Source organism: Streptomyces sp. Inha503 (assembly GCF_047215865.1).
In the GTDB taxonomy this organism is placed as follows: Bacteria; Actinomycetota; Actinomycetes; order Streptomycetales; family Streptomycetaceae; genus Streptomyces; species Streptomyces lycopersici.
The window spans coordinates 6846592-6866674 of record NZ_CP178360.1; the positions used below are offsets into that span (position 1 = coordinate 6846592).

Consider the following 20083-nt stretch of genomic DNA (forward strand, 5'->3'; position numbering starts at 1 on the left):
CACCGTAGGGACTGAGCGGGACCGGGCCGTAGGACGGCGGGCGGGCGATATCGGAGCCCCGCCCGCCTGAACCACCCGCACACACGCGAACCGTTACATACGACCCAGGACCCCTTACCGCCGATCGGCGAGGGTTACAGTCGATCGACCGATCGACGAGGGCTACCGCCGATCGGCAAGGGCCCAGGACGCGAGGGCGACGCCACCGGCGACGGCGAAGACGGACGGCCAGGCCCCGATCTTCTTCGCCAGCGGATGCGACCCGGCGAACGCGGCGACATACGCCGCACTGAGCGCGGCGGCGGTCCCGTTCCCCGCCTTCTCCCGCCACCCTCGAGCGGCCACCGCCCCGGCAGCGGCCAGGGCAACCCCACCCAAGGGCCGCTTCTTGGTCCACCGAGCCACCGAATACCCCCCGACCAACCCACCCGCAGCCACAACCCCCGCCGGCACTCCAGCCATCCCCATACCTCCCACTCCAAGGATCTCCTGGCCCCGACCCTACGCAGCAGACACGGGGAACCGTCGCCGACCCGTCAGTCTTCCTCCACGAGCCCCGCATTCAAGGCCCGCGTCCAGAGACGGTCCTGCCATTCGTCGACGTCCGGCTCGGGCTTGACGCTGAGGACGGGGTTCGGGCCCGTCTCGATGAGGTGCAGCAGCGTCCAGGCGACGCCATGGCAGTCGTCCGGACCGAAGCAGTCGGCCAGAGCCCTGGCCTCCTGGGTCGTGACCGGTCTGGAGATCGCATCCAGCTGCTCGACACGCCTGTCGATCTCTTCTCCACTCGCCCCCACATCGGGAAGCGGCCCATCGGCAACGAATGCCCGCACCTCGGCTCTCATCCCCGAATGATCGTCCGCAGCCCCTGCCCCGGGCAAGGCATCTTGGCAGGGCGATCGCCTGCCGCTTCATCTGCTCTCCGGCAGGCCACTTCACGAGCCCTTCTTGCGTCTCGTACCGGCTGACGGGGCGCAGGAACGCGCTGGCCTGATCGGCTGCCGGCCGTGCTTCTCCGCCGGAATACATACGGAACGCATTGGATTGCTCACGATGCGCTGTCGATGTTGTGCCGGCCATTGTTCCCCCAGGATGCGCGTACGTGTTCTGTCCGAAGAGGCGTCGGGCGACAAGCCCGTCTTCCGGCTCCGACATCGCAAGCCGTCGGGAAGTAGGAGACTGGGGTCATGCGCGTAGCACTCCCCTCCAGCCCCGACGTCTCGGCCCGGATGAGTCGGCAGACGAATGTGGACACCAGTGCCGAAAGGGCGGTGCGGCAGCTGCTCCATGCCTCTGGATATCGCTACCGGATCCACTATCCGGTGCCGGGCATGCGTAGGCGGAAGATCGATATCGCGTTCACAGGTGTCAAGTTGGCCGTCCTCATCGACGGCTGCTTCTGGCATGGCTGCCCGGATCACGCCACCAGCCCCAAGGCGAACGCGGAATGGTGGCGCCAGAAGCTCGATCGCAACATTGAGCGGGACCAGGAGACGAACGCGCAGTTGGTCGCCGAGGGCTGGACGGTTCTGCGCTTCTGGGAACACGAGTCACCGGGCGCCGTCATGCGTCAGGTGGCCGCGGCTGTCGACCGGGAGAAGGCCGACAGACGGAAACGACGTCGATAGGGCGGGGTCGATGAGCGAACTGCGATTCGTCGATGTGTGCGCGGGAGCGGGCGGGTTGGCCCTGGGGCTGGAACAGGCGGGCTTCGAACCCGTACTGCTCCTGGACAAGAAGCGTGTGGCGTGCGAGACGCTGCGTATGAACCGGCCGGCGTGGCAGGTCCTGGAAGCAGACCTGCTGGACTTCGCTCCTTCGCGGCACCGGGAGATCTACGACGTCGATCTGCTGTCGGCAGGGCTGCCCCGCGTGAAGTCCAGCGCGACCGTCGCGCGGACCGACACCGAGGCCGAACTGCGGCTGCTGGAGGCGACCGTCTATCTGGCGCATGCGGTCCAGCCGCGGGCCCTGCTCATCGAGAACGTACCGGGGCTGGTGAACGCGCCGGACTTCGAGCCGATACGCGACTTCATCCGCAAGGAGCTCGATCATCTCGGCTACCGGTTCCGGTGGTTCGTCCTGAACGCGGCCGACTTCGGGGTGCCGCAGGAGCGGAAGCAAGGCGTGCTCGTGGCGCTCAAGGACGAGTATTTCGACGCCTTCCGTCCGCCGGAGCCGACCGTGCGCGAGCATCTGTCCGTCGGACAGGCTCTGCGCCGGTCGATGGCCGTGCGCGGTTGGCCGGACGCTGATCGGTGGGCCGCCCAGGCGCTCTGCGTGGCCCCGACCTTGGTGGGCGGGTCGGACCGGCGGGGAGGACCGGATCTGGGACCGACGGGGTCGAAGAAGGCATGGGCCCGGATCGGGGTCGACGGCGGCACCGTGGCCGACGACGTGCCCGGCCCGGACTTCGTCTGGGCCCCCGGGACGGGGCGAGACGGGATGGTGAGGATCACGACCGAGCAGGCCGCGCTCCTCCAGGGCTTCCCGCCTGATTGGAGATTCGCCGGAAAGAAGACGGCCCGCTATCGCCAGACAGGGCATGCCTCCCCACCGCCGGTGGGCGAGGCGCTCGGCTTGGCGATCACGGCCGCACTGGGGGCATCCTCGGCCCCTGGCGCCGGCTACACTTCAACCCCATGAACACCCCGGGAACACACGCTCATCATCTCGACGGTGTCCGCATCCTGGACCTCTTCGCGGGACCCGGTGGGCTCGATGTGGCAGCGCACTTCCTGGGCTTCAAGAGCATCGGGATCGAGTGGGACCGAAACGCGTGCGAGACGCGCTACGCGGCGGGACTGCCGACGATTCACGCCGATGTGAGCGTCATGCGCGAGAAGCGGTTCCACGAGATCCCGACATCGGTCGACGTGCTCGCCGGCGGGCCGCCCTGTCAGTCCTTCTCCGTCGCGGGCAGCGGTGTGGGGCGGCGAGCGTTGGACACCGTGGAGGAATTCATCCACCGCCTGGTGGACGGGGAGGACGAGGCGAAGATTGACGAGGAGTTGCACGCCCTCGGCGACCCGCGCACCGCCTTGGTCCTGGAGCCCCTTCGTTGGCTTCTCAAGGCCATCGAGACGGAGGGCCGCGACCCTTACAAGACGATCGTCCTGGAGCAGGTCCCAGCGGTCCTGCCCCTCTGGGAGGTCTACGCCAGGCTGCTGCGGGGCGGAGAGGGCCGGCTGAGGGGCGTCAAGTACGAGGCGGAGTGCTGGGAGCTGAAGACCGAGGAGTTCGGAGTACCCCAAACGCGCACGCGTGCCGTGCTCGTCGCCCGGCGCCCCGGGGACGGGGCCATCAAGCCGCTCGAACCGACTCATCTCCCCTTCGATCTGCATCGGGGGAAACGCAATGCCGTGCAGACGGACATGCTCCCCACCGAATCCGAGATTCCCGAGCGCGCGCAATGGCTCTCCATGGCGGAGGCCCTCGACGCGGCGAGCCGGCTGAAGGACTCATCCGTGGACGTGTCCCGGCTCCGGACACGAGGTGAGCTGACGTTCTTCGTCGTCTCGAACTACGGCTCCGGGGGCGACCCGAAGAACCGGGGGCGGCGCCTGTCGTCCGAACCTGCCTTCACGGTGACCGGAAAAATCTCCCGGAACAAGGTCTACACGGACGACGCGGCCTACAAGGCCGACCGATACGACCGTTTCACCATCCCGGAGGCCGGCGTTCTTCAGACCTTCCCGCACAACTTCCCGTGGTCCGGGAACGACCAGGCCCAGCAGGTCGGCAACGCGGTGCCGCCGCGGCTGGGCATGTACGTGCTCAGCAGGGCCCTGCGCGGGGACGTCCCTTCGGGGGAGGAGTCGGCGGCCGCAAGGGTCTGGCCGAGTGTGCCCCGCGCCACCACGGACGAACTGCGTCGCATCGGGTGCGGGGATCAGAGCCAATGTCCCCCGGATTCACACAAGGTCACTCGCTCCCGCCCGACGTCCGCCCCCTGACCTGCGCGTCCGCGAACAGTTCCGCGAAATGGTCGACCAGTTTCTCCACCGCCTGGCGGGAAGCCCGTTCCTCCTCCGGGCCCTCGGGCAGGTGGTTCCGAGGTGACGGGAGGGCCGACCCGGCTCCCGCGATCCAGTCGCGCAGCGCCTCCCCGTCCCGTTCCACGTCCGGAGCGACGACGTCGTACATCAGCGTCGCGGCAGCGGCGTTGACCGCGGAGGTGAGGGCGTTCACTTCCCGGCCGGTGCGCACGGTTCCTCGCTCCAACAGCTTGACAAGGGCCAGAGCGGTAGGGCGGTGATCGATGACGTCCAGCCGCAGAGCCGAGTTCAGCATGTCCTGATTGCCGCAGGCCACGACGGCGGGTCGGTAGTCCGGGCCGTCGCGGAAGAGTTCGGCGGCCCACCAGAGCCGGGCGAACGTCTGCTTGGAGTGCGGGCCGACGAACCTGTCGCGCGCCACACGGCCGTGCGCATCGTGCGCCTTCGGTTCTGACAGGTGACGCCAGACGACGTAGTCCGGAGCCACTCCAAGGGCCATGAACGTCCAAAAGCCCTTCTCGGCCGCTTCCCGGCGAGTCAACCGAAGAGTCTCGTGCAGCCGCGGCGCCAGCCACGCATCCGCCGCCGTGGGGCGCTCGTCCCGGAACGTGGCCATGGCGTCGTCGATCAGGTCGCGCACCCGGTCCAGTCGTAGCCGCCCATCGTCGTCGGGCAACGCCTCGGCAGCCTTGTTCAGTGCGATGGAAGGAACGTCTTCGCGCCCTTCCAGCAGTCCTGCGGAGATGTACTCGGCGGCCTGGATGTCGGAGATCAGAGCAAGCCGTTCCGGCAGGTACTCGGGACGCAAAGTCACGCGTTGGTCTCCTGGTCGAGTCGTTCGATGTCGCGGAAGGCGTCGGCCAACGCCTGGGGGGCCTCGGCGCGACGAGCGGCCGCATATTGAATACGCGGTTGCAGGTCCGCCCAGCCCCCCTCGCCGGTACGACGGGTGTGCACTTCGCGGAGGGCGTCGTCCTCCGGCCGGCCGGGGACGATGTCCGGGAGCATCTCGCGGAGCACCGCACCTCGCCAGTCGGGCGGGAAGAGCGGAGTACCGTCGTCCTCGACCTCCAGGTCACCGATGGCGGTATGGAAGACCGCGGCCCACACGTCGGAGCGCATCTGGGCCAGCAGCACCTCGCGCAGGATGCTCTTCATCGTCGAGCCCTGGCTTTCCACCAGGGCTACCAGGCCCTCGAAATCCGAGTTCAGACGGACGGCGGGCATCCGCCCCGCGGTGTCCAGGACCCAGGGTGCGCCCTGGAAACTCCGCAGCCGATCGCCGCCTCGGGCGAAACTGACCTTGCTGACGTCGAGTTCTCGGTCCCTGAGCGGCGCGTCGGCCGTCAGGTCGATCTTCCACTCCTGGTCCTGGTCGGTCGAGCCGATGATCCGCCCCTCGACCCCTCCGACTGTGGCCACCATGTGCACGGCGAGGGATGCGCGGTCCAGATGGTCCTCCCGGTCGAGTTCGATCTCCCCGGTCCAATCCTTGCCCCCTTGCGAATCGGGGAACAACCGGGCAACCGTCCGTGCGTTGGTGGCCCCCTCCGTCAGAACGGCGACAACGGCGACATCGGACCATTCGCCTTTGGCCTCGATCTCACGAGCCGGCACGGTCGCTGTCAGGACGAGTCGCGCGCTCTGCCAGTCGTGGCGCTCGGCCATGCCGAGTGCCACGACCCGCTCGACCACCGAGCATCCTTTGGCGTCCAACTGTTCCCGGGCGTCGCCCGGGCCGCGCAGCCGTACAGCCGTGACGCGTGCAGTCACCGCACCATTCGGTCGGGGGTAGGGGTAAACCCTCACGCTCCACCTCCCTTGCTCTCCTGTAGCACGACCTCGAGACCGGTCAGTGCGGCCCGCACCGGATGCGTGGAGACATCAGTGACGCCTCGAAAGACGGCACGGCGGACTCCTGGCGGGAAGTGCAGGACACCATCGGACAGTTCACAGTCCTTGACGGCTACGAGCTCGGCCCACTTGACCACCGGGCGAGGACCTGACCGGACGTCCAGTTTGGCGACGGGGCTCATCCGCCAGGGCTGGACTCCGCCGGGCGACACCTTGACCTCGGCAGTGATCTGCCACGCGCCCGACGGCGCGACCACGGCCTCCAGATCGTGCAGCTTTGGAGGCGTCACCGTTCCCCGGACCTTGCCACCGGGCTTGCCCGTGATCTTGAGCCCCTTGCCGATCTTGCTCGTGCCGCTCGACTTCTTGTCCTTGGGGATCGCCACGAGATCGTGGACGGCCCTGTTCGTCGCCGTCGTCAACGCCGCGATCCGACGGTGGGCCGACGGCGAGTAGCGCATGCGCAACTCCTCGGTCTGACCCCACTTGTTGTGCTCCGGCGGCTCGGAGGATCGAAGGAACTCCTCGGCCTCGGCCGCGAACGGCGCGTCTTCCCCCGCCGCACGACCTACGAGCAGAACTGCCTGGAACGGGTTGGTCGACGGGGGGAGGCCGGGCACCCAGCTGGTCCTGACCGTCATACGATTTCCGCGCATGGCGGTCACCCGGTTGATCTTTCCGTCCGCGTCAGTGGCATCGGTGATCAGCAGCACTGCCCGATGCTCGCCCGCCGTATCGGTGACGCCGTCCCTTGCCGGAACGTTCAAGGGCACGGTGATGCGAGCCACCTGCCCCGCCTCGGTGAGACGATCCACGGTGGTTCCGCTCAGAAACGCCTGAAGAGCCCGCGAGCGCGCGGGTTGGTGCTCATGCGGCTCTACCCGCTCCTCCGCCAGGAGCTCCACGCCATTGCGCAGTGTCCGCACCGACGCCTCCAGCAGCGGCCGGTGCTCGCCCCCCGCTGTCATCGCGGCCCAGAAGTTGCGGCCCAGGGCGCTGAGCAACCTCTGGTGCATGCGCTCCAGGCTGTCCTCGTCGTCGACATCGTCCTCCTCACCCTGCCCGGTTCCGGCGGCGAGGCTGGCCACGTCATGCGCGCCGACGATCAGGAAGGACGTGCCCGGTTCATCCCCCTCTCGGGTGAGGTACAGGTTCTCGACGGTCTCCTCGTCGGCCCACCAGGAACGGACGACCTCCGTGTTGTCCGCCTCGGGGTCCGGTCGACCCAGCCAAGCGGGACCGGCGAACCGCTTGCCCTCCACCTCCCGCCAGGGCAGATCGAGTCGGCCGATCACCCGCCGCGCGGTGCGTCCTTCGTGCGGCTCGGAGAGCGTGGAGTTCATGAGGACGAGCCCCAGCCGGCTGGTCGCCCAGAGCGTGGCCTTCCCCAAGCCGTACGAACCGCCTGCCGACACATCCGATTTGAGGCTGTCGAGCTGACGCCGCACCACGGCGGCGAATCGGCCGTCCTCGTAATCGTCACCGGTGAGGCCATTGGCGTTGTAGTCGTCGACCCGGAGAAGGACCAGACGATCCCACTCGGTCACCTCCCGCAGGCCGGCGTTGATCACGCGTCCGACCTTCTGGTCCTGTGCGGCGGCCGCCTCGTAGTGCGAGCGGAGGCCGTCCCAGCGGATGGCCGCGAGGAACCGGGCGAGGGTGTCGCCGGTCAGTTCGTGCAGGGTGTACCGGACCCTGACCGGGCGGTTGTTTCTCCTGTCACGCTCGTCCAGGCTGTTCTGCGTCGCCTCACGGGCCAGAACCTCCAAGTCGGCCTCGAAGGCGAAGGCCGCCGCATTTCCGAATTCCCGGCCGCCGTCGTCGTGTCCGGGGCGGTGGTACCACACGGCCGGCGTTTCCACGGGATCGTGTCGCCGCTCCGACCCCACCTCGACGCCCCGTACTGAGTCGTCCTCGGCTCCCAGGATCTCGCGCACCGTGGTCATGAGCTCCGGGTGAGGACCGGAGCGGTCGTCGAGCCACGCGTCGACGGCCGCTCGCGTCACCCCCAACCGGTCGGCCAACTGACTTGAGTCCATCCCCTTGTCCCGCATTCGCCCGGCCAGCCACCGATCGAACCCCGTTCCCTGCGAGCTCACCGTTCCCTCTCTCCTGTCGGAACCGTTCTCCGTCCTCGGTGTGCCGACGCTCTTGTTCGACAGCGGCTCACCGACCCCCGTGTTCTTCCGCCTTTCCGGGCTTCTGCGACGCGCGTTCGCTGCGGCGGCCTCCCGAGCGGCCCGTCGAGCAGCCTTGGCGCGCCGGCGTTCCGCTCCGGCGTTGTCGGGCTCCAGGCCCAGGAGGATCCTCAGATCCTTCAGCGCCTTGTTCTCGAGCTGTCGAATGCGTTCGCGCGTGACTTCGAAGTGCTCGCCGATCTGCTCCAGCGTCCAGGGCGTGCCGTCGACGAAGCCGAATCGCAGCAGGAGAATGTGCCGGAGTCTGTCCGTGAGGGAGCATGCGTCGAAGAACTGGAACAACTCCTGGCGCTCGAATGCGGACCACAGCGCCTGCTCCGGTCCCGGTACAGGTCGCAACGTGTCGACGGCCAACTCTCCGAGGGTCAGGTTCTCACCCACGGGTTGATCGAGCGACAGAATCGCCCGATGCCCCAACCGCAGGTACTCCTCCACCTTTGCGGGGTCGAGTCCGCATGCCAGGGCAAGGTCGTCCACGTTGGGTTTTGTGCCCTGGTCGAGGAATTCCCGTTCCTTCCTCCGAACCTTGTCCACGTCGGTCCAGACATGCACCGGGAGGCGAATGGCCGACCCTTCGTTCATCACGGCGCGACTCATGCGCTGCCGAATCCACCAGGTGGCATAGGTCGATAACTTGCATCCCATGGAGACGTCGAACTTCTCCACAGCGTGCATGAGCCCGATCATGCCGTGCTGTACGAGATCATCGTGCATGGGGCCGCCTGCCCACCCCAGGCCCTGAAGGATCTTGTGAACGAGACGCTGATTATGAAGGACCATCGCGGTGAAGGCCCGGTACGCCTCGCCGTCTCGTGGAAGCGTCGTCACGTAGCCGTCGGGCAACGGATCCGACGGGCCTGCCGTCCCCCGGAACAAGAGACAGAGCCCCACTTCCTCCTCGGCGCTCAGCAGCAGTCGGTGCGGGTTCACCCGCTTCCGGTCGGCCTGGAGCAGCTTCCGAGCGGTCCGCCGAGCCGCTTCCAGGTCGTTTACACGCACCGTCCCGCGAAGCGACTCGAGATCCGGATTTTCCTCTTCCGTCTCCGTCGCTTCCGAGTTGTCGGGTACCTCGTCGGGACCGGTATCGCCATCGAAGTTCGTGCTCTGGGGGAAGTCCGCTTCCTCTTCGCTGTCCTCCTCGGTCACCTCCGCCGCTATCACGGCCTCGTACAGGGCCTGGGTCTCCTGCACGTCGAGGCGCGCAGCCCTCATCACCTGCCGCAGAGCCGTACGGCGCTCGAGTCCTTCGGCCGTGAATCGCCGCACGAGGCGGATCAGCAGCGCCCGACCAGCGTCACTCGTCCCCCCGCCGGACACACCGCCCCCACTCCATCGCCATCACGCCCCCGCGATCTGTCTCCGTGCCTCCATAGTCCATCACTCATCGGGGCGCCGTTGCCAGCACTTCCTGGCAGGACACGCCCCCGGGAGAATCCACCGCTCGGTACTTTGAGAACGTATTGGCTTGACCATGGGGAGAGTTGATGCGGATCATTCCGAGCGAGATCTCGAACAGCACCAGGAGCCAGGCTGAGCGCAGCGTGTTCGCGGCGCTCAAGGCGATTCCCGACGACGAGAGCGTCGCGCTTCACACGGTTCATCTTCCGCGACACCACAAGAAGCGTGTCGGCGAGATCGACTTTGTTGTGATCACGCCTGACATCCTGCTCTTCATCGAGGTCAAGGGCGGTCGGGTCCATCAGCGCGACGGGAGGTGGTACTACGGCCCGCCCGGCCACGAGGACGGCCCCAAGGAGAGCCCTTTTGCGCAGGCCAGCGGAAGTATGCACGAGTTCGAGCGGGAGATCGGCGCCCGGGTCGGAAACCTGAGAGACCATGGTGTCCCCAGCGGATACCTGGTGGTCACCACAGACGTCGACATCCCGCGCATGACCGAGTTCGAGCCACAACAGTATCTCGGCGCCACCGCCTACGACGGCGGACGCGGTCTGGCACAGGGCATCGAACGAGCCACTCGCTTCTGGTTGGTGCAGAACAGGTGGGCCCGCACCCCCGTCTCTGTCTCCCTGCGCAAGAAGATGCTCGAAGCCATCCGGCCGGATTTCGACCGCGTCCCCAATTTGCAGTCGAGACTGACGCATCTCGACGTTACATTCGAACGTCTGACCAATGAACAGCTCGACAGGCTCGACGATCTGGAATCCAACGCACGCCTCATCTGGACCGGCGGAGCGGGCACCGGCAAGACGTTCCTGGCCGCCGAGGCGGCCCGTCGCAAGTCTGCCCACGGCAGCGTTCTGTTCACCTGTGCGAGTACCACACTGGCGACCTACATGAGCCGCGTTCTCACCGATGACGCGATCACGGTCCTGCCATTCGACCGCCTCGACGAGGTTCAGGGACGCGTCTTCGACCAACTGATCGTGGACGAGGCGCAGGATCTGATGACCTTGGAGAGCCTGGATATCCTGGAGGCTCTGGTCTCGGGTGGCCTCGCCGAGGGCCGGTGGATCCTCATGTTGGATCAGAACAACCAGGTTCTGAGTCCGGACACCTACGATCCCGACGCCTGGGCGTACGTGCGCACGCTGGGCCTCGAGTACGGGCCCATGAAGCGCAACTGCCGTAACACAGTGCAGATCGTCGAAGAGGTGCGCTCCTACACGGGCGCCAATCTGGGGGTCGCCTCCGCCGGTGAGGGCGAACCGGTCCGCTTCGCCGACGTGCACGACAGGCAAGGGGAAGCTCGTCTCCTCGACGACTATGTGAACGAACTCGTGCGGGAGGGCGTCTCACCGCGGGACATCACCCTGCTGTCCGCTTCCGGGGACTGGGAAACGAGTTCGGCCCGTCTGTCACAGCGAGCCTCCAAGATCGAGCGATTCACCGATGTAGTCGGGACCGACCGCACGAAGCACCGCCTCACCTGGTCGTCCGTCCCCGATTTCAAGGGACACGAGAACCATGTCGTCTGTCTGATCGATCTTGAACCCGAACACCTCGAGGGTCGCCTCGACGCGCTCTACGTGGCCTGGACCAGGGCTCGTGCCCAGCTCTGGGTCGCTCTCCGCCCCGGTACCCGCCCGGTACTGGCCGATCTGGGCGTTGCGGTACTGACGCGGAAGGGACACCGCAAGTGAAGGACGCGCAAGCACAGCTCTCCGACCACCGCGACGACTTCGTGCAGTACCTCCGTCGGCAATTGGTCGGGCCCGCAGTCGCCGAGGACGAAATCCTCGCCGATCCTCCGGACCGCCGCTATCTGATGGGGACGTTGTATCCGCGTGGAGCCTCCCTGCTGGAGCACTCACAGGACGACGGCGAGCAGGCATTCGACGAGCAAGCAGCCGGCAGCGGAGAGGAGGACGGTTTCGCCGACGACCCCGTGGCCGAGGCGAACGCATGGCTTCCGTCGTCACTGGGCTTCTCGTTCTTCACCAACGCACTCCGTTTGGAGGTGGTGTGTGAGGCCTCTCGCTACGCGACGCACCGCGAGGGCGGACGTCGTAGTTGGCGACGGCAACCGCGGCTTTCCACGAAAGAGACCGTCACCGCGGATCAGCGGGACCCGATCCCCGTTCTGGATGGGCACGGCCGTCTCCACACGAGGTGGCGTCGCTTCGGCACCGGGCACCTGGTCACCTGTGTTCTGGCCAACGCGCATGACGAAGAAGAGAGTACATACAAGGACCGGGACCTGATGCTCTTCCAAGCGGAGCTTCGGGCGACGACACTCGGCGGAAAAGTGCTCGAGTATCCCAGCACCCGCCTCAACAGCCGCGACGAGGAGGAGCAGGAGCTTCGTGTCCAGTACCGGCACATCGTGACCCGAGCCGTGGGGCACGGATGCGCGGCCGAGTGGGACACCGATGCCGACCCGGTCACCACCGTCCGAGCGGAGGTCATGCCCCAGCAGGTGGTAGAACACATCAAACCCGACGGCCCCAAAAACCTGCCGGTGCTCAACCTGGCGCATCTGGCCCGGACCGATATCGCGGTGGAAGACCTCCGGGCGGAACTGATGGCCTTCGTCCTGGGCTATCGCACGTGGTTCGAGACCCAGCGATCCCAGGCGGACGACTTGCAGCCATGGGCTGCCGTTCCCGCCGTACGAATCCTCGGGCGCATCGAGACCGCAGTCGAGCGCATGGAGGCGGGGGTGAACGCCCTCACCGCTTCGACCACCGGGGGTGACAAGGCACGAGAGGCCTTCCGCCTGGCCAATCGGGCCATGGCGCTCCAGATGCTCCACAGCCGCCCGGAACTGGCGGGCAGCCGTCGCCGCAGGAACAGCGACGTACTCGAACTGTCCGAGCCCGATGGCGACTATGCGTGGCACCCGTTCCAGCTCGCGTACTTCCTGCTCGTGGTCGAGGGTCTGATGAACCCGGAGCACGAGGATCGGAAGACGGTCGACCTCATCTGGTTCCCCACGGGGGGCGGCAAGACGGAGGCATACCTGCTCACGGCCTGCTTCGAGATCCTTTGGCGCCGGTTGCGGTTCGGCGCGATCGGGGGCGGCACCGCCGTTTTGAGCCGATATACGCTGAGCCTGCTGACCACACAGCAGTTCCAGCGCACGGCGACGGCCATCTGTGCCCTCGAGTACATCAGGAGGGGGCACGACGGGCCGCTGTCCCACGATCTCGGGCAGGAGCCCATCTCCATCGGTCTCTGGGTGGGCAAGGAGACAACGCCGAACAAGATCTCCGCCGCGCAGGAAGAACTCGGGATCCTGAAGCAGATGAATGAGCCCGACGATCGCTTCCTGCTGGAACGTTGTCCCTGGTGCGGTACCGAGATGGTCCCGGAACGACAGGGCCAGGACCGGGACTTCGGTATTCGGGCGGACGGGGTAACCACCTCGTTCTTCTGCCCGCGCGACACCTGCGTCTTCCACGAGCAACTTCCGGTGTCCGTCGTGGACGAACAGATCTACAAGGAACCTCCGACGTTCGTTCTCGGCACCGTTGACAAGTTCGCACGGCTGGCGTGGGAGCGGGAAGCCGGGAACCTCTTCGGCAGGGGCGGCAAACGCGCCCCCTCGCTGGTGATCCAGGATGAGCTGCACCTGCTGGCCGGCCCACTGGGCACGACGGTAGGTCTGTACGAATCGGCCATCCTCGAGCTGTGCTCCTGGGACGGCACCGTGCCGAAGGTCATCGCGTCGACGGCGACGATTCGACGCTCCCAGGACCAGGTCCGCAGCCTCTACGGTCGCCCCACTCAGCTCTTCCCCCCGGCGGGGATCGACGCTGGCAGCTCTTACTTCGCCTCACCCGACAAGGACAAGCCGGGGCGTTTGTACGTGGGCGTCATGGCACAGGGGCATACCGCCTCGACCTCGACCGTTCATGTGGGTGCCGCCGTGTTGCAGGCCCCGAAGGAGATCTGTGACGACGACACGCTCCGCGATGCGTACTGGACAGCGGTCGCCTATCACAACAGCCTGCGAGAACTCGGTCGAACGGTCACGATCGCGCGAGACGACATTCCCGCGCGTCTCGAGCACCTGACGAAGGACGACACACGACGGCGCAGGTTGAACGACGACGCGGTGGTCGAACTGACCAGCAACATCCCGCGTGCCGCTCAGCCACGTCTCCTCGAGCGCCTGGGCAAGAGCTTCAAGGATCGTGGCAGTGTCTCCTTCCTCGCCACGACCAACATGCTCTCCGTGGGCGTCGACGTTCCACGGCTCGGCCTCATGCTCATGAACGGGCAGCCCAAGACGACATCGGAATACATCCAGGCCACCAGCCGCGTCGGCCGTCGTCATGTACCGGGACTGATCGTCACGCTCTTCCGCTCGACCAAACCACGCGACCGGTCCCACTACGAGTCTTTCGGTGTCTACCACCGCTCGCTCTATCGGCATGTGGAACCGACCAGCGTCACACCATGGTCCTTGCCATCGCGCAAACGAGCCCTGCATGCCGTGCTCATCATCCTGGTGCGCCATGGAATCGGCCTCGACGCGGAGGACAAGGCCGGGGACATCCTCGGGCGCACAGTCGAAGTCGATCGGATCCGCGACCTCGTGGTGAGCCACGTGCGGCGGGCTGACCCGGGCGAGGCCGACGCCGCGACCGCGCAGCTGGACTTGCTGATCGGAGAATGGCGGCAGGAGGCCGAGATCGCGCGTAACCAGGGCAGCCGTCTCTACTACCAACCCCAGGGACGGACGCACGGATCACTCCTCACCGACTTCGGCAAGCAGGACGGCCTGTGGGAGACGGCTCAGTCGATGCGCAACGTCGACCGTGAGTGCCTCGTGGCCGTGAAAGGGGCGTGAGAGCGGTGAAGGATATTCGGCGAAAGGTCCGCAGGTCACAGACCATCGTCCCCTTCGGCGTGGGCGGGATTCTCGACCTCCGGGGCGAATCATTCGTAGCCGCCGATGTTCGAGGCTGGGCACGTAACGCCGAGCGGGTGGAATCACCACGCCTCGCGAAGAAATTGCGGGTTGCTGAATTCCGTTCAGCCCCTGTCATCCCCTCGGGAAAGGCAGCCTACACAACCCGTAACGGACCATTGTACGTACGGTTCCCCAAGTGGCTCTTCTGCCCTCAGTGCAGGGAAATGCAGTTCTGGCGTCTGGAACGCGAGCGTGAGCTACGGAACAAGCAACCGACCTGTGGACGTTGCCCGGGGAAGCCTCAGCTGGCTCCGATGCGCTTCATCCAGGTATGCCGGGCAGGCCATATGGCCGACATCGACTGGCGTCGATGGGCTCACTCCAGGGGCGAAGGGCCTGCTCAACGTCAATGCCAGGTTCGCCGGCTTCGGTTCGTCGCCACTCCCCGGTCCTCCGGGCTGGAAGCCCTGCGCGTGGTCTGTGACGCGTGCCGGGCCGGACGCAGCCTGGCGGGAATCAGCCAGAAGAACATCCTCAAGCAAACGGGCCTACAGTGCCTCGGAAGCCACCCCTGGCAATTCGAAACCGATGAGGCCGACCCTTGCGAGGAAACACCGCAAGCAGTGCAGCGCGGGGCCTCCAACGTGTACTTCCCGATCACGCACTCGGCTCTCGACATCCCAGCACCGGCGGGTCTGCCCGAGAATGACGAACTGATCCAGCGGGTGGTCAATCACCCGCATTGGCCGAACTTCGCGAGCGCGGGTGACAGTCCTATCTCCGATGCCTACCGAAAGGTGCTCGCCCACGAGTGCGAGGTTTCGGAGGAATTCGTGGAGTCTGTTCGACGACGCCACACCGCCGAGGAGGCGTCGACACATTCCATGACCGATGCGGACGACGACCTCAGTATCGCGGAATGGGCAGCCTTTTCCGCTCCGGAATCCGTTGCCGATTCGGAGACGTTCTCCGTGCGCCGGAGCCATCTCGGTGTCGACCACGAAGACCCTGAATCCATGCAGGAGCTGGCTGCCAGTGTCTCCGCGGTCGTCATCGCGGACCGGGTGCGTGAGGTGCGTGCGCTCGAAGGGTTCACGCGGTACGAGCCGAACTCCGGCGATGAGGAAGAAGGCGAAGGCGGACGCGTCGTGTCGGTCAACACGCAGGCCCGGGCCCAATGGCTGCCTGCCATAGAGACCTACGGTGAAGGAATCTTCATCGCTGTCGACGAGGAACAGGTGAGCGCCTGGGAGAGCATTCCGTCGGTGGGCGATTGGACACGACGCATCGAGCGCAACTTGAATGCCTCGTACAAGGCCGACCGCCTGAGGGGCAAATCAGGCCCGGTACTTCTCCCACGATTCGTGATGCTGCACACTCTGGCCCATCAATTCATCCGCCAACTCTCTTACGACAGCGGGTACAACGCAGCCTCGCTCAGGGAACGGGTCTACGCCCGAAGTCACCCCTCGGGCAGCGAGCATCCGCCTCAAGCCGGCGTGTTCATCTACACGGCCGCCGGGGACGCGGAAGGGACGCTGGGCGGGCTCGTCCGCCAGGGGCAACCGCCGAATCTTGTGGAGACATTGATCCGACTGCTCGAATCGGCTCAGTGGTGCTCGCAGGACCCTTTGTGTGCGGATTCGACGGGCCGGTCTCTGGCAAATTTGAACCGCGCCGCCTGCCATGCGTGCACGCTTCTGCCCGAAACCTGCTGCGAGATCGACAACTCCCTTTTGGACAGGACGCTGTTGATCGGCGAGGGCGAGGTCCCTGGATTCTTTCGGGGAGTCGTCCAGGCCGCGTTCGAGGAGTCGGCCGGAGCCGTCGACCTTCCATGAAGATCCCTTCCCTCCTGGACCTCGAGGTCGAGCAGCAGGCGGTCCTCGATCTTCCGTTCCACGGAAGCCACGTCATCACCGGGACACCTGGCGCCGGAAAGACCGTGATGGCCATCTACCGCGCCTGGGCATTGGCGACCGCCGGTCGCGAGGTTGCCCTCATCACACGCTCCAATCTGCTGCATCAGTACCTCGCTCAAATGGCGCCGGACCTTACGGAGGCGCTCAATGTCACCACCTACCATCTGTGGATCAGGGATTTCTGGCGCCGGCGTTTCCAGATCGATCCGCCACACATCGACGAGGATGGTTGGATCTACGACTGGATCGAGATGCAACGGGACTGTATTGAGCAGAGGGTCGTGTCGACCGCACACCTGGTGATCGACGAAGGCCAGAAGCTGCCCGTCGATTTCTATCGCTTGTGCCAAATCCTTGGAGTTGGCGTCACCGTGTGTGCGGACGAAAACCAGCGGATCGGTGATGGTCAAAGCACTCTTTCCGAAATATGTCGGGCCATCGCCGCTCAGGATGATCCACTCGTGCTGCGCGAGAACCGCCGAAACACTCGGGAGATCGCGAGGCTGGCATCCGAGTTTTACGAGAAGGCCGGGAGTGAGATGATCTTGCCGACGCGTGTGGGCCGTACGCCCACTGTGCTGAAAGTTCCCTCGCTGAGGCATCTCTTGACCGGAGTTTCCCAGTACTTCAATGCGCATCCGGAACGAAGCATCGGAATCATCTGTAGGTCGACCCATACGGTGAGGGATATCCAGAACGAACTCACATACCTCAAGCATGCAAAGTACACCCAGGCCTATGCATACGATGATCGATACCGGAACACCATGGACTTCTCGGTGCAGCCGATCCGGATCGTGAGCACGGCCAGTATGAAAGGCTTGGAGTTCGACAGCGTCTTCGTACCGGACCTGGACGCGTACACAGAGGACCCGACCAGTGTGGAGGCTCGTCTTCGTTTCTTTGTCCTGTGTACTCGCGCCCGCGAGGATCTTTACTTCGCTCACCGCGGCTCCGAAGAGCCTGCCATCCTGTCGAGCGTCCCGGAGTCCTTGTTGGTCCGACAGCCCGGTTGACCGAGCGGATCGCCAACGTGGGTGCCCATACGGGCACCCACGCCTCAGGGAGTGAGTGCCCGCAGGTGCGTGAGGCTCAGTGGAGGGCGCTGAGCTTTTGCCAGGAGGGGTAGGGGAGGTTCCAGTCGCCGAAGCCGTTGCCGGTGGAGACCGTGGCGCGGGTGGAGCCGGTGATTTGGACGATGTCGCCTCGGGTGGCGCGGTTGTAGAACCACTTGCCGTCGGCGAGGGACATGCCGACGCAGCCGTGGCTCTGGTTGGACTGGCCGAAGTAGCCGAGGCCCTCGTTCCAGGGGGCGGCGTGGGCGTAGGTGCCCGAGGTGGTGAGGTGGACGGCCCAGGGGACGTCCTTGTTGTAGGGGTCGGCTATGCCGACGGACTCGCTGGTCATGTTGACCATGGGGGCCTTGTCGAGGACGACCATGGTGCCGTTCCAGGTGGGGTAGGAGGGCTGGCCGGCGGATATGGGGATGGTCTTCTGCTTCTGGCCGTCTTCGTAGACGGTCATCGTGTGGTTCTTGATGTCGACCTTGGAGATCCGGGGGGTGCCGATGGTGAAGGTGGTCGAGACATCGCGGCGGAGGTAGCGGGAGTCGCCGGTGTTCACGCCGCTGAGGCGGGCGCGGAGGGTGACCTTGGTGCCCTTGTGCCAGTAGGTCTTGGGGCGCCAGTCGACGCGCTCGATGCCGGTGAGGGGGTCCTTGACCCAGCCCCAGGAGCCTTCGACCTTCGGGCTGGTGGAGATGGAGAGGCTGCGCTCCACCGCTGCCTTGTTCGGCACCGGGTGGTCGAAGGCCAGGGAGACCGGCTGGCCCACGCCGACGGTGGTGTCCTTGGACGGGGTGACGGTGACGCCGTTGATCTGCTGGGCGGCGCGGGTGCGGAAGGTGGAGTGCTGGACGGCGGTCTTGCCTACGGCGTTGGTGGCCGTGGCCTCGACGGTGTAAGTCGTGCCAGGGGTCATGGTGCGGTTGGAGCGCCAGCTGGTCTTGGAGTGGGAGAGGGCGCCGGTCACCGTGACGGCCTGGGAGCCGGCGCCGTCGGGGGCGATGCGGACCTTGGTGAGGGTGCCGTGGGAGGCGGTCACCTTGACCGGGGCGTCGGGGGCTATCGCCGCCGAGTCGCTGCCCGGGGTGATGGTGATCCGGGCGGGCTTGGCGTCGGCCGGGTCCACCGAGGCGGATTTCGACGCCGACTGGCATCCGGCGAGCAGGGCGACGGCGATGGCGGGCACCGTGAGGGTGCGCAGGGAGCGTATGGAGAGCACGGAGGACCTCTTGCGGGAGTCGTGAGCGGTGGTGGTGGGTGGGGAGGAGCGGGTCAGCAACGCCTCTTCACCTCCTCGGGGTTGGCGCGGTACGGGCCGGGGGAGGCGGTGGCGGTGGGATCGAGGCGCCACAGCGAGACCGATATGCAGTAGGCGGAGGGGCCGTCGGTGTAGTCGCCGGACGGGCTGCCGATGCCTCCGGCCTGCAAGACCCCGACCCGGGTGCCCGAGCGCATCAGGACGACCTGGGCGTCATGCGGTGCGCGGGGCGAGTGCCAGCCGTACGTCATGGTGGTCGGCTCGTCGGCCGGGAGCTTGGGTGACGAGGTGGTGCCCAGCGCCTTGGGGCGGGCGCATCGGTCTTTCAGCGTCTCCTCGAGGGAGGCGAAGACCTTCGCGGCCTCGCCGTCGCTCGCATAGGCGTTGATGGTGTGACGCGCCTGCTCCGCCTTGCGGCCCTGGTAGTCGCGGGTGCGCTGGGCGAGGGGGCGGGGACCGTCGAGGCGACAGCTGGGGGAGAGGTCGAGCAGCGGTGCCCGGCCGTTGCCGGTGGAGCTGTCGGTGGAGCTGGTGGAGTCGGCCGTCTTCCAGCGCATCATCGCGTCGAACGGCAGCGCCGAGGGGCGAAGGAGGGCGCTCGCGGGGATCGGCGCCCCCGGGACGCGGTCCGTTCGCGGGGCGGGCGGGGCCGCCGGGAGCGTACGGGCGGAGTCGTCGCCCGGCAGCAGCCGCCAGGAGCCCGCGGTCACGGCGGCCACCGCCAGGACGGCCGCGGCGGCGATCGCGGTGCGCTGCCGTGCGCGGCGCCGATGGCCCCGCGCACGCACGGCCTCCGGGCCCGCCAGACGTATGGAGGGCTCGACATCGCGAGCGATATCGCGCAGGCGCTCGTCCAGATCAGCCATGGGAGGGCACCTCCTTGGGGTGGCAGACGGGCGGATGGGGAGCCGGTGCTGGTGTCGCTGGCGGTGTCGGTGCCTCGGTGTCTGCATCGGCTTCGGGGTCGGCGAGATGGGAGCCGAGGGCCTTGCGGGCACGGCTCAGCCGGGTGCGCACGGCGCCGGGCGAGACGCCCGTCTCCCGGGCCACCTGCTCAATGGGCAGATCGAGAAGGTGGTGCAGGACCACGGCCGTACGCTGCTCGGGCTTCAGCCCGCGCAGGGCATCGACCAGCGCCACCCGGTCCGGGGCGAGATCGGGGAGATCGGGGGGTGGGCCATGGCGGAAGTGGGCCCGCATGCGGTTACGGGCACGGCGCCAGGAGCTGACGGCGAGGCGCAGGGCGACGGTGCGCACCCACGGCGTGGGATCACCCTCGGCGGTCAGCCGGTCCCAGCGCTGCCACGCCCGGGCATACGCCTCCTGCACCGCGTCCTCGGCCTCGGCGAGGTCGCCCGTCGCCGCATAGACCGCGGCCACGAGCCGCTTCGCCGTAACCGTATAGAACTGGTCGAAATCGGATGGTGTGGATGAAGGTGATGGTGCTGACATGAATCCCCCGCGCCCCCG

General features: G+C 66.6%; 15 protein-coding genes. 7 read left to right on the plus strand and 8 right to left on the minus strand.

Annotated features, from left to right (window positions below; all coding sequences use genetic code 11):
* Window positions 1-162: 162 nt before the first annotated feature.
* The gene (locus ACJX2R_RS28700; protein ID WP_413102508.1) at window positions 163-462 is read right to left on the minus strand and encodes a hypothetical protein; all 300 of its coding nucleotides are present in this window, start codon (window positions 460-462) and stop codon (window positions 163-165) included.
* Window positions 463-536: 74 nt separating this feature from the next.
* The gene (locus tag ACJX2R_RS28705) at window positions 537-845 is read right to left on the minus strand and encodes a hypothetical protein (protein WP_413102509.1); all 309 of its coding nucleotides are present in this window, start codon (window positions 843-845) and stop codon (window positions 537-539) included.
* Between the two features lie 342 nt (window positions 846-1187).
* On the opposite strand from ACJX2R_RS28705, the gene ACJX2R_RS28710 reads away from it, so the two are divergent.
* From ACJX2R_RS28710 to ACJX2R_RS28720, 3 genes are read left to right on the plus strand one after another with little or no spacing between them, the layout of a single operon-like run.
* Window positions 1188-1628 (plus strand): very short patch repair endonuclease, encoded by a 441-nt coding sequence (locus ACJX2R_RS28710; protein ID WP_413102510.1) that lies wholly within the window; start codon window positions 1188-1190, stop codon window positions 1626-1628.
* 10 nt (window positions 1629-1638) lie between these two features.
* Entirely contained in the window at window positions 1639-2646 is a 1008-nt protein-coding gene (locus ACJX2R_RS28715) for a DNA cytosine methyltransferase (protein ID WP_413102511.1), read from the plus strand.
* Entirely contained in the window at window positions 2643-3956 is a 1314-nt protein-coding gene (locus tag ACJX2R_RS28720; protein ID WP_413102512.1) for a DNA cytosine methyltransferase, read from the plus strand. Before ACJX2R_RS28715 ends, ACJX2R_RS28720 begins: the two co-directional genes overlap by 4 nt.
* Here ACJX2R_RS28720 and ACJX2R_RS28725 read toward each other — a convergent pair.
* The 3 genes from ACJX2R_RS28725 to ACJX2R_RS28735 all read right to left on the minus strand — a co-directional run bounded on the left by ACJX2R_RS28725 (window position 3925) and on the right by ACJX2R_RS28735 (window position 9367).
* The gene (locus ACJX2R_RS28725; protein ID WP_413102513.1) at window positions 3925-4812 is read right to left on the minus strand and encodes a DUF6339 family protein; all 888 of its coding nucleotides are present in this window, start codon (window positions 4810-4812) and stop codon (window positions 3925-3927) included. The genes ACJX2R_RS28720 and ACJX2R_RS28725 overlap by 32 nt on opposite strands.
* Complete coding sequence (locus ACJX2R_RS28730; RefSeq protein ID WP_413102514.1) at window positions 4809-5693, minus strand: hypothetical protein; 885 nt, start codon at window positions 5691-5693, stop codon at window positions 4809-4811. Before ACJX2R_RS28730 ends, ACJX2R_RS28725 begins: the two co-directional genes overlap by 4 nt.
* Before the next feature lie 110 nt (window positions 5694-5803).
* Window positions 5804-9367 carry a sigma-70 family RNA polymerase sigma factor gene (locus ACJX2R_RS28735; protein WP_413102515.1) on the minus strand — a complete coding sequence of 1188 codons (3564 nt, stop codon included), beginning with the start codon at window positions 9365-9367 and terminating at the stop codon, window positions 5804-5806.
* Window positions 9368-9534: 167 nt separating this feature from the next.
* Between ACJX2R_RS28735 and ACJX2R_RS28740 the strand changes: the two genes are divergently transcribed.
* The 4 genes from ACJX2R_RS28740 to ACJX2R_RS28755 are packed head-to-tail and all read left to right on the plus strand — an operon-like array spanning window position 9535 to window position 17307.
* On the plus strand, window positions 9535-11151 hold the full coding sequence (locus ACJX2R_RS28740; protein WP_413102516.1) for an NERD domain-containing protein: 1617 nt from the start codon (window positions 9535-9537) through the stop codon (window positions 11149-11151).
* Window positions 11148-14306, plus strand: coding sequence for a helicase-related protein (locus tag ACJX2R_RS28745; RefSeq protein ID WP_413102517.1), 3159 nt, complete (start codon window positions 11148-11150; stop codon window positions 14304-14306). The genes ACJX2R_RS28740 and ACJX2R_RS28745 overlap by 4 nt, the downstream gene beginning before the upstream one ends.
* Window positions 14307-14311: 5 nt before the next feature.
* Window positions 14312-16210, plus strand: coding sequence for a DrmB family protein (drmB, locus tag ACJX2R_RS28750; protein ID WP_413102518.1), 1899 nt, complete (start codon window positions 14312-14314; stop codon window positions 16208-16210).
* The gene (locus ACJX2R_RS28755) at window positions 16207-17307 is read left to right on the plus strand and encodes a DNA helicase (RefSeq protein WP_413102519.1); all 1101 of its coding nucleotides are present in this window, start codon (window positions 16207-16209) and stop codon (window positions 17305-17307) included. The genes drmB and ACJX2R_RS28755 overlap by 4 nt, the downstream gene beginning before the upstream one ends.
* Window positions 17308-17383: 76 nt before the next feature.
* On the opposite strand, the gene ACJX2R_RS28760 is transcribed toward ACJX2R_RS28755, so the two are convergent.
* Genes ACJX2R_RS28760 through ACJX2R_RS28770 form a run of 3 tightly spaced genes read right to left on the minus strand, consistent with a single transcriptional unit; the run spans window position 17384 to window position 20065 of the window.
* Window positions 17384-18634, minus strand: coding sequence for a L,D-transpeptidase (locus ACJX2R_RS28760; RefSeq protein WP_413102520.1), 1251 nt, complete (start codon window positions 18632-18634; stop codon window positions 17384-17386).
* Window positions 18628-19479, minus strand: coding sequence for a hypothetical protein (locus ACJX2R_RS28765; RefSeq protein ID WP_413102521.1), 852 nt, complete (start codon window positions 19477-19479; stop codon window positions 18628-18630). The genes ACJX2R_RS28760 and ACJX2R_RS28765 overlap by 7 nt, the downstream gene beginning before the upstream one ends.
* Window positions 19472-20065 (minus strand): SigE family RNA polymerase sigma factor, encoded by a 594-nt coding sequence (locus tag ACJX2R_RS28770; protein WP_413102522.1) that lies wholly within the window; start codon window positions 20063-20065, stop codon window positions 19472-19474. The genes ACJX2R_RS28765 and ACJX2R_RS28770 overlap by 8 nt, the downstream gene beginning before the upstream one ends.
* Window positions 20066-20083: the final 18 nt, after the last annotated feature.